Source organism: Halosimplex halophilum (assembly GCF_004698125.1).
Taxonomy (GTDB): domain Archaea; phylum Halobacteriota; class Halobacteria; order Halobacteriales; family Haloarculaceae; genus Halosimplex; species Halosimplex halophilum.
Genome location: NZ_ML214297.1, coordinates 839,297 through 848,384, shown reverse-complemented (window position 1 = coordinate 848,384; position 9,088 = coordinate 839,297). Strand labels below are relative to the sequence as shown.

The window sequence follows — 9,088 nt, the reverse complement described above, 5'->3', positions numbered from 1 at the left end:
GCCGCCGGTTCCTGCCACGGACGGAAGGACTTTGGGCGGCGTGGCCCTCACCTCGGATATGGAGACGAAGACCGGTCCCGACGCGGAGACGCTGTACGTCGACACCGAGGACGCCGAGCGCGGGGCGGAGGGCCCCTTCTTCGTCGTCTACCGGACGCCCGACCGCGAGCGCCGCTGGGGGTACTTCTGCGGCAACTGCGACTCCTTCCGGACGGCGATGGACTCGATGGGGCGGATCAAGTGCAACGACTGCGGCAACCTCAAGAAACCCGACGAGTGGGACGCCGCCCACGAGTGACGCGGCTGCGAGGCCACGCCGATGTCGAGGTGGCGCCACGCTGCCCCCGTTCGGCCCCGCGTAACGAGGCGCTACCGGTCGAGGGGGACAGGTCCGCACTCCCGTCGACTGTGAACCGTAGGAACACTTATCCCGGATCCCGTGGTAACTGCACACGAATGAGGGCTGTTACCAAGCACCTCGACGAGAAGGCCCGGTCGATCTTCGCAGACCTCGGATACACGGTGACCGACAGCGGCGGCGAGTACCTGGCCGAACGGAAGTGGCGTGTCGTTCACGTCACACCGGCCGAGGAGTTCGACGAGACGCCCGACTCGGGGGAGTACCGGTGTTTCGTCGCGTGGTCCGAGGACGTGCCCGAGCTCGAACGCCGCCTGGAGACCGCCGACCCGGACTACGAGTGGGCGATCATGGGTGTCGACGAGGACGGCGACTACGAGGTCGCCTGTCACCGCAACGCGGCCTGACCGCTCGCCGGCGCCTCGACGCTGTTCTCCCGCACGGCGATCCCGGGGAGCCGTTAGCGTTTCCTTGGTGGAGCCGAATCCCTGTGGGTAGCATGGCACAACGGGACCTCGGCGAGCTGCTGACCGACACCCGGGTCAACGCCGGCGCCGCGTGGGTGCTGGTCGGCGTCGTCGGCCTGGTCTGTATCGAGAGCGTCGCCACGGGCGACCTCCTGTGGGCGGCGTTCGCCGCGACCGTCGGGGTCGTGGTCGCGCTGCCGGCGCTGGTGCGGCGGAACCCGCGCGCGATGCCGCCCGCCGAGGTCGTCCTGCTCGCGGGCCTGCCGGTCGTCGGGCGCGCCGTCGCCACGCTGCAGGTGACCAGCACCGTCGCGACCTACCTCTCGATCGCCGCGTTCGCGCTGCTGGTCGCGGTCAACCTCCACCTGTTCACCCCCGTCGAGATGAGCGTCGGCTTCGCCGTCCTGTTCGTCGTCGTCACGACGCTGGGCGCGGCGGGCCTGTGGGCGCTCGCGCGCTGGGGGTCGGACGTCCACCTCGGGACCACGCTCCTGCTCGACCCCGGACCCGACGGCGTGCTCTCCGACGCCGACCTCGAAACCATCGAACACGAACTGATGGTCGAGTTCGTCGGCTCGGGGATCGCCGGCCTGGTCGCCGGGCTCGTCTTCCGGTTCTACGTCAAGCGGCGGGCCGTCGTCGAGGGCCGGGCCCGGGGTGAGACGGCGTGAGGATCCGCGACCGCCTCGGGATCTCGACCCGGCAGCAGCGCCGGCTCACCTGGCTGATGGAGCTGGTCATGCTCGGCGTCTTCCTCTACGGCGTCTGGAGGCTGAACGTGAAGATCATCGCCAACGCCGGCGTGGCGCTGCTGATCGCGCAACTCGTCCCGGTACTGGAACGCGACTACGGCGTCCCGCTCGACGCCGGGCTGACGCTGTGGATCACCAGCGCCGTCTTCCTCCACGCCTTCGGGACCATCGGCACCGGCGGCGAGAGCTTCTACGTCTCGATCCCCTGGTGGGACCACATGACCCACGCGCTGTCGTCGTCGGTCGTCGCCGGCGTCGGCTACGCCACCGTCCGCGCGCTCGACGAGCACTCCGACCAGATCAACCTGCCGCCGCGGTTCGTCTTCGTCTTCATCCTCATGTTCGTCCTCGCCTACGGCGTCTTCTGGGAGATCATCGAGTTCACGATCGGCGTGGTCGCCTCGATGGCCGGGACCGAGACGATCCTGACCCAGTACGGCCTGGAGGACTCGCTGTGGGACCTCGTCTACAACACGCTCGGCGCCGTCGTCGTCGCGATCTGGGGCACCGCCCATCTCAACGACGTCTCCCACTACATCCGGGACCGCCTCGACGAGCGGGCCGCGTGAGCGAGCGCGGACCCGTCGGCCGCGCCCGCCGGGGCGAACGCCCGTCGGTCGACGCGCCACCTCGCTCTGTCGCCCGGCCGAACCTTTTGTACCGTGGGGGCGTACCACACAGCGCGATGGTATTCAAGAAGATCACACTGATCGGGACGAGCAGCGAGAGCTTCGACGAGGCGGTCGACGACGCGGTCGACCGCGCGGAGGAGACCCTGCAGAACGTCAAGTGGGTCGAGGTCGAGGAGATGGGCGTCGAGGTGGCCAGCGTCGAGGGTCGGGAGTACCAGGCCGAAGTCGAGGTGGCGTTCGAACTGGAAGACTAGGTACGGAAGCTCTCGCCGCAGCCGCACTCGCTGACGACGTTGGGGTTCCGGACGTGGAACCCCTCGCCCTGGAGCCCGCCCTCGAAGTCGAGCACCGACCCCTCCACGTAGTCGATGCTCGCCGGGTCGACGAACACGCGCAGCCCGTGATGTTCGTGGACGGTGTCGTCGTCCTCGGGCTCGAACTCGAAGCGCATCCCGTAGGACAGCCCCGCGCAGCCGCCCTGCTGGACGAACAGGCGCAGCCCCGCCACGTCGGTATCCATGTCCTCGTCCTCGAGGAGCGAGACGGCCTCCTCGGCGGCCGCCTCCGTGACCTCGATGCCCTGCCGGTCCGGGTCGGGCTCGGGCTCCGTCGTGGAACTCATACCCTTGAGTTTCGCCCCGAACGTGTTAACCCTGACGGCGGGGCGACGGCCGCGCCGGCTCGCGGCCGCCGCCGTCCCGGCTCGCTACAGGCGCTTCTGGAAGACGTATTCGGTCGCGGTGGTGCCCGCGAAGTCGGTCTCCTGCTCGTCGACGCGCTCGAAGCCGACCGCCTCGTAGAAGGCGACGGCGCGGTCGTTGCCGGCCAGCACCTCCGCCTCGTAGGCGGTCACGTCGCGGTCGTACAGCGCCTGCTCGACCTCCGCGACGAGGTTGCGGCCGATCCCCTCGCGCCAGTGGTCGGGGTCGACGTACAGGCGGTAGACCTGGTGGACGCGCCGGGGCGGGTGCGGTCCGGCGTGGGCGTAGCCGACGACCTCGCCGTCGACGACGGCGACGAAGAAGTCCTGTGCCTCGTGCTCGACGCCGGCCTCGATGGCGTCGTCCTCGTACCACTCGTCGAGCATCGTCTCGACCGTCTCCTCGCCGAGGATGTCGTCGTAGGCTGTGTGCCACGCGTCGGCGGCGACCCGCTGGACCCCGGCCACGTCGCCGGCGTTCGCCGGCCGATAGCGCACGTCCTCTGTCATGCCCGACCGAACGACGTTGCGCCGGAAAGACCTGACGACCCGCGGCGCGTCCGACCCGGGACAGGCCCGGTAACCCCGCGCTACTCGTCGGCCCGCTCGGCGTCCGTGTCAGTGTCGTCGCCGGCTTCGCCGGTCTCGTCGCCGCCCTCGCCGGACGCGTCGCGCTCGAAGCGCGCGTCGACGCTGTGTGCGTGGGCCTCCAGCCCTTCGGCGTCCGCCAGGGTCGTGACGGTGTCGCGCAGGTCGCCGAGCGCGTCCGCGGAGAGGCGCTGGACCGTCGTCGACCGGAGGAAGGTGTCGACGGAGAGCCCGCCGGTCACCCGGGCCTTGCCGTTGGTCGGGAGGACGTGGTTCGTGCCGGTCGCGTAGTCGCCGGCGGCGACGGGGCTGTAGGGGCCGAGGAAGGCGCTGCCGGCGCTGGGGACCCGGTCAAGCAGCGCCTCGGCGTCGTCGGCCTGGATCGAGAGGTGCTCGGGGGCGTACTCCTCGGCGAACAGCACGGCCTCGGGCATCGACCGGGCGAGGAAGACGCCGCTGGCGTCCCGGTCGAGCGCCGCGCGGATCGTCTCCTCGCGGTCGCGGCCCGCGGCGTGGTCGTCGACGGCCGCGGCGACCGCCTCGGCCGTGTCCTCGTCGTCGGTGACGGCGACGACGGAGCTCGTCTCGCCGTGTTCGGCCTGGGCGACCAGGTCCGCCGCCACGAGCGACGGATCCGCCGTCTCGTCGGCGACGACCAGCACCTCGCTCGGCCCCGCGAGGAAGTCGATCTCCACGTCGCCCCGGACCTCGGCCTTGGCGGCGGTGACCCACTGGTTGCCGGGCCCGACGACCTTCTGGACGGCGTTTATCGTCTCGGTGCCGTAGGCGAGCGCGGCGACCGCCTGCGCGCCGCCGACCTGGTAGACCGCGTCGGCGCCGGCGACCTCGATGGCCGCCAGCGTCACCGGGTTGATCTCCTCGGCCGGCGGGGTCGCCACGGCGACGTGTTCGACGCCCGCGACGACCGCCGGGATCACGCCCATCAGCACGCTGGAGGGGTAGGCGGCCGTCCCGCCCGGGGCGTAGACGCCGACCGTGTCGAGCGGCCGGAAGCGCCGGCCGAGTTCGCGGCCGGCGAAGTCCTCGGTCCAGTCCTCGGGCAGCTGGCGCTCGTGGAACTCGCGGACGTTGGCCGCCGCGTCCTCGATGGCCGCGCGGGTCTCCGCGTCGATCTCGTCGTAGGCACGCTCGACGCGGTCGGTCACGTCGAGGTTGCCGACCTCGACGCCGTCGATCTCACGCGAGAGGGTCCGCAGGGCCGCGTCGCCCTCCGACCGCACGCGGTCGACGATCTCGCGGGCGTCGTCGCGGACGGCCTCGACCCCGGCGTCGCGGTCGAACAGCGCCGCCCGCTCGTCGGGACCCAGCTCGTCCACCCGTCGCACGTTCATGCTGCGTCCTTGCCGCGACTGACCCATACGACTTGCTATCGCGACCGGCAACGGGCGGCGGACGGTCACGAGGGCGGCGACGGTCGCGGAGCCCCCGGGGTCACCCCTGGACGTACCACCAGGCGGTGACGACGAGGATCATGAACAGCCCGCCGAGGAAGAAGGCGACCGCCGGGTCGGCCAGCAGCGAGTCGCCGCCGCCGGCGACCTGCCGGGCACCGTCGACCGTCTCGGCCGGGATCTGCGTCTCGGTGTCGAGGGTGATCGTCCCCGAATCCATGCCCGTCTCGGTCGGCGTCGGCGACGGCGAGTCCGTCGGCGTGGGGGTCGACCGGGGCGTCGCCGTCTCCGTCGCGGTGGGCGTCGCGGTCGGTGCGGGCGTCGCGGCCTGGGTCTCGGTCGGCGCGGCCGTGGGCGAGGGCGTCGCTGCCGGCGTGGGCGTCCCCGCGGGCGTCGGTGACGGGGTACCGGCCGGCGTCGCCGACGCGGTCTCGGCGGGCGTCGCCGAGGGGGTCCCCGCGGGCGTGGCGGACGGGGCCTCCGTCGCGGCTCCCGGCTCGGGCGTCGGACTCGGGGTCGCCTCGCCGGCGTCCGTCTCCCCGCCGCCGAACACCCCGACATCGCCGTCGCCGGTGGTCGTGGCCTCCCCGGCGGCGTCGTCCGCTCCCGCGTCGGCACCCCCACCGTCTCCGCCGTCGGCAGCGTCTCCGCCGTCGCCGCCGTCGGCATCGGCAGTACCGTCGCCGCCGCCCCCGTCCCCACCGCCGGCGCTACCGTCCCCGGCGTCGCCGCCGTCGGCGCCGGACTGCGACCCCATCCCGAAGGAGACTCCGTAGTCGCCGAGCCGTCCGCCGGACTCGCCGAACAGCCGCCGGACGGCGAGGCTCGCGACCGCCAGCAGGCCGACCGAGCCCAGCAGCCGCGTCAGCGCCGTCTTCAGGCGCGAGCGGTCGTGCTCCTGGCCGGCGAACAGCACGAGCGCCTCGCTCGCCGGCGCGTAGATGGTCATCTCCGTGCCCTTCTCGGAGTAGCCCTCCCCCGCCGGCTGGATCAGGTCGGCGTCCTCCAGCCGCTCGACGTGGTAGTGGACGTTCTGGAGGGAGGTCCCCACCTCGTCGCGGATCTCCGGCGGCGTCTTCGGCTCCTCGTACAGCGTCGCCAGGATCTTCCGTGCGGTGTCCGACGAGAGCGCGGACAGCGCCTCCTCGGTCGCCTCGTCGTCGAGGTCGAGGACCTTCGGCTCGTCGGGCGTCCGCGTCGGCTCCGACTTGAACGGCAGCAGACGACCCATTGCCATAGCACAGATGGCCGACCGTAATGGGCTTTCCCAAAAGACAAAAACGCGTTTGAAGCTCGAACCTGCCCCAGGAGCCGTCAGCACCGGCTACCGGTAGAGCCGCGAGAGTATGTGCAACGACGACAGAACCACCGCCAGCCCCACCTCGCCGATCAGGACGAACAGCAGCGCGGCCGACCGCTCGGCCGGCGGCAGGACGACCGCGTAGACGTACCAGCCGGTTCCGACCGCCAGCGAGAGGAAGAGGACGTGGACCAGGATCCACGGCCCGAGCCGGCGGAGCGCGGTCAGGGCGCGTCGCGTCGCCGGGTCCGACGACCGCCCGGCGCCCGACCGGCTCTCGGCGGCCCCCCAGAAACTGGTCGTCGCGTACGACCCGGACGGCCGCCGGGTCCGTCGCCGCGCCCCGCTCGCCGCGTCACCGGTCGCGGACTCCCGGCTCCTCGGCCCCGACGCCGCCGCGCCGCCGGCTGTCGCCGTGGCCGTGGCGCCGCCGGTCGTCCCGCCGTCGCCCGGCGCTCCGTCGCCGCCGTTCGGCGCTCCGTCGCCGTTCGACGCCCGACCGCTGCTGGGCCCGGTCGAACCGGACGAGGCACTCCCGGACCCCGAGCCCGCCGGTCCCGGATCCGACGATCCGGCGCCGGTGGCTCCGGTCGTGGTCCGGCGGGCGCGGTCTTCGGTAGCCGACCCCGTCGCGGTCGAGGACCGGGCGGACGGCGACCGGCGGCTCTCCGCCGTTCGTCCGGCCCACGTCCCGGTAGACCCGTTCCGGGCGGGCCCGTCGGCCGGGTCGTCGGAAGCGTCCCGCGCCCCGTCGCCCGCGCCGTCGGAACCGTCCCGCGCCCCGTCGGTCGGGTCGTCGGCGGACGGGACGGTTGCATCCGTCGAGGACTCGGTCGTCCAGAGGCTCGGATCGGCGTGCGATTCGACGTACGCGCGGTGGCCGAGCCGGTCGTACCGCGCGCGCTCGGCCGCGTCGAGCAGCGTCTCCTTCGCGACGGTCAGGCGCCTGAACCGGTCGGCCGCGTCGGGGTCGGCGCTCACGTCCGGGTGGTGCTCCTTGACGCGCTCGCGGTAGGCGGCGCGGATCGCTTCCTCGTCGGCGTCGGGTCCCACCCCGAGGACGCCGTAGAACGTCCCGTTCATACACCCAGCGACCGCTTCGGGCTGTTCTTTCGACTTCACCTACAAGTAATTTGCTACCGGAGAGCCGAGTCACGGCCCGAAATCCGCGGGTTCGTCACGAAATTCGCGCGGTCGTCCCGTCAGGTCGGTCGGCCGCGGTCGCTACGTCTCGGTCCGTCTCCCCCCGTCCGCGACCGCGCGGCTCCCGGCCGCGGCCGTCCGCCCGGTCTCGCCCAGTTCGGGGTGGCAGTCCTCGCAGACCCAGGCTACCGTCCGGTGGGTCATCGTCTCCGTCCGCTCGCGGCGCCGCCACGCGCGGAACACGTCGTCGCCGCAGTGGTCACATTCTACCATCGTACCCGAACGTGTGCGAGACGTTCACATATAGCTTGCCCTGAAACGGATACCGACGCCCGGGAAGCCGTAAGATCACCTTATACATCGGGTGGACCGCCGGCCGCTGGGCGGTCGGTCCAATCGCTCGACGCCGGTCGACAGGAGGGAATCCCTTTTGGCGCGGACGGGCGTATAGACGGGTGAGAATGGCAACGAGTGAACGGTCCCCGCTTCGAACGGTAGTCGCGCTCGTCTCCGCCCTCGGCCTCGGCGGCGGCGGGCTGGCGTTCGGGTTCGTACTCGCCTCCGTCGCCGCCGCCGTACTGACTCTCGGACTCGGTATCGAGATCTCGCCGGCCGCGGTGATCGTCCTGAGTCTCGTCTTCGTACAGGGCGTGGGCTGTGCCGGCGTCGCGTTCGCGTATCTGAAACTCCGGCCCGTCGTCGGCCCCGAGGTCAGGTCGCTCCTCGGGTTCGACGGCGTCCCCGGGCCGTTCGACATCGACGCCGACCTGCCGGACCTCCGTGCGGTCGCCGTCGTCGTCGGCGGCTACGTCCTCGCGCTCGGCGCCGCCTTCGCCGGGTCGATCCTCGTCACGCTGCTTCAGGTCGACACCGGCACCAACCAGGCCGCCGAGATCGGGATGGAGAACCCCGAGGTCCTGCTGATCCTGATCCCCGCGTCGATCCTGGTCATCGGCCCGGGCGAGGAACTGCTCTTCCGCGGCGTCGTCCAGGGGCGGCTCCGCGAGGTACTCGGGCCCGTTGCGGGCATCCTCCTCGCCAGTACCGTCTTCGCGGGCCTCCACTGGTTCGCGCTGACCGGCGGCTCCGCGGCCGGCAACTTCGTCGCGCTGGCGGTGCTCGTCGGCCCGTCGCTGGTCTTCGGGGCGGCCTACGAGCTCACCGACAACATCGTCGTGCCCTCGCTGATCCACGGGATCTACAACGCGACGCTGTTCACGCTGCTGTACGTCGTTGTGGCCTTCGGCGACCAGCTGCCCGACCAGCAGAACGTGGCCGCGGCGGCGATCGCGCTCCTCTGACCCCCTACAGCGCGGAGAGCGCGAGGAGGACCGGCGGATACGCGCCGAGCACCGTCGCGCTGACGACGCCCATCAGCGCGCTCGCCCGGTCGGCGTCGGCGGCGACCCGGCCGGTGTACGTCGCCCACGCCGAGTAGAGGCCGACCAGCGACAGCGCCATCGTCGCTGCCCGCCCGAGCGCCCCCCACTCCCGCCCGACCCAGGCGAGGGCGAATCCGAGCCCGGCGAACAGCCCCGCGGCCAGCGCGAAGAACACGACCGTCTCGAACACCGGTTCGGGCGGTTCCGCCTCGCCCTCCGGCGGCGGCGGTTCGTAGTGGCGGCGCGTGACGACCGCGACCCCGCCCGCGCCCAGCAGCGAGACGACCGCGATGGCCGCGGTCTCCGGGTCGACTGGCATGGGTGCGTCGTTCGAAACGACGTGTCTTAACGGTG

The 9,088-nt window shown here is 72.1% G+C and carries 13 protein-coding genes; 6 read left to right on the top strand and 7 right to left on the bottom strand.

Annotated features, from left to right (window positions below):
- Nucleotides 1-58 precede the first annotated feature (58 nt).
- The 5 genes from E3328_RS04195 to E3328_RS04175 all read left to right on the top strand — a co-directional run bounded on the left by E3328_RS04195 (nucleotide 59) and on the right by E3328_RS04175 (nucleotide 2,463).
- Complete coding sequence (locus E3328_RS04195; protein ID WP_135363358.1) at nucleotides 59-298, top strand: DUF5816 domain-containing protein; 240 nt, start codon at nucleotides 59-61, stop codon at nucleotides 296-298.
- A 158-nt stretch (nucleotides 299-456) separates the two neighbouring features.
- Nucleotides 457-765 (top strand): DUF7116 family protein, encoded by a 309-nt coding sequence (locus E3328_RS04190; protein ID WP_135363357.1) that lies wholly within the window; start codon nucleotides 457-459, stop codon nucleotides 763-765.
- Nucleotides 766-857: 92 nt separating this feature from the next.
- On the top strand, nucleotides 858-1,496 hold the full coding sequence (locus tag E3328_RS04185; protein WP_135363356.1) for a hypothetical protein: 639 nt from the start codon (nucleotides 858-860) through the stop codon (nucleotides 1,494-1,496).
- Nucleotides 1,493-2,146 carry a DUF2238 domain-containing protein gene (locus tag E3328_RS04180; protein WP_135363355.1) on the top strand — a complete coding sequence of 218 codons (654 nt, stop codon included), beginning with the start codon at nucleotides 1,493-1,495 and terminating at the stop codon, nucleotides 2,144-2,146. Before E3328_RS04185 ends, E3328_RS04180 begins: the two co-directional genes overlap by 4 nt.
- 116 nt (nucleotides 2,147-2,262) lie before the next feature.
- Complete coding sequence (locus tag E3328_RS04175; RefSeq protein WP_135363354.1) at nucleotides 2,263-2,463, top strand: dodecin; 201 nt, start codon at nucleotides 2,263-2,265, stop codon at nucleotides 2,461-2,463.
- Here the strand turns inward: E3328_RS04175 and E3328_RS04170 are convergent.
- The 6 genes from E3328_RS04170 to E3328_RS04145 all read right to left on the bottom strand — a co-directional run bounded on the left by E3328_RS04170 (nucleotide 2,460) and on the right by E3328_RS04145 (nucleotide 7,625).
- The gene (locus E3328_RS04170; protein ID WP_135363353.1) at nucleotides 2,460-2,831 is read right to left on the bottom strand and encodes a HesB/IscA family protein; all 372 of its coding nucleotides are present in this window, start codon (nucleotides 2,829-2,831) and stop codon (nucleotides 2,460-2,462) included. The two genes, E3328_RS04175 and E3328_RS04170, sit on opposite strands and share 4 nt — an antisense overlap.
- An 84-nt stretch (nucleotides 2,832-2,915) precedes the next feature.
- Entirely contained in the window at nucleotides 2,916-3,419 is a 504-nt protein-coding gene (locus tag E3328_RS04165; protein ID WP_135363352.1) for a GNAT family N-acetyltransferase, read from the bottom strand.
- A gap of 80 nt (nucleotides 3,420-3,499) precedes the next feature.
- Entirely contained in the window at nucleotides 3,500-4,849 is a 1,350-nt protein-coding gene (gene hisD / locus E3328_RS04160; protein WP_246022885.1) for a histidinol dehydrogenase, read from the bottom strand.
- Nucleotides 4,850-4,949: 100 nt separating this feature from the next.
- Complete coding sequence (locus tag E3328_RS04155; RefSeq protein ID WP_167837292.1) at nucleotides 4,950-6,140, bottom strand: ArsR/SmtB family transcription factor; 1,191 nt, start codon at nucleotides 6,138-6,140, stop codon at nucleotides 4,950-4,952.
- A gap of 93 nt (nucleotides 6,141-6,233) precedes the next feature.
- Nucleotides 6,234-7,292: a J domain-containing protein gene (locus E3328_RS22315; RefSeq protein ID WP_209452129.1), complete on the bottom strand. Its 1,059-nt coding sequence runs from the start codon at nucleotides 7,290-7,292 to the stop codon at nucleotides 6,234-6,236.
- Between the two features lie 141 nt (nucleotides 7,293-7,433).
- A complete protein-coding gene (locus tag E3328_RS04145) occupies nucleotides 7,434-7,625 on the bottom strand; it encodes a hypothetical protein (RefSeq protein WP_135363350.1) in 192 nt (63 codons plus the stop codon).
- A gap of 188 nt (nucleotides 7,626-7,813) precedes the next feature.
- Between E3328_RS04145 and E3328_RS04140 the strand changes: the two genes are divergently transcribed.
- Entirely contained in the window at nucleotides 7,814-8,653 is an 840-nt protein-coding gene (locus E3328_RS04140; RefSeq protein ID WP_135363349.1) for a CPBP family intramembrane glutamic endopeptidase, read from the top strand.
- Between the two features lie 4 nt (nucleotides 8,654-8,657).
- Here E3328_RS04140 and E3328_RS04135 read toward each other — a convergent pair whose 3' ends face one another.
- The gene (locus E3328_RS04135; RefSeq protein ID WP_135363348.1) at nucleotides 8,658-9,053 is read right to left on the bottom strand and encodes a hypothetical protein; all 396 of its coding nucleotides are present in this window, start codon (nucleotides 9,051-9,053) and stop codon (nucleotides 8,658-8,660) included.
- Nucleotides 9,054-9,088: the final 35 nt, after the last annotated feature.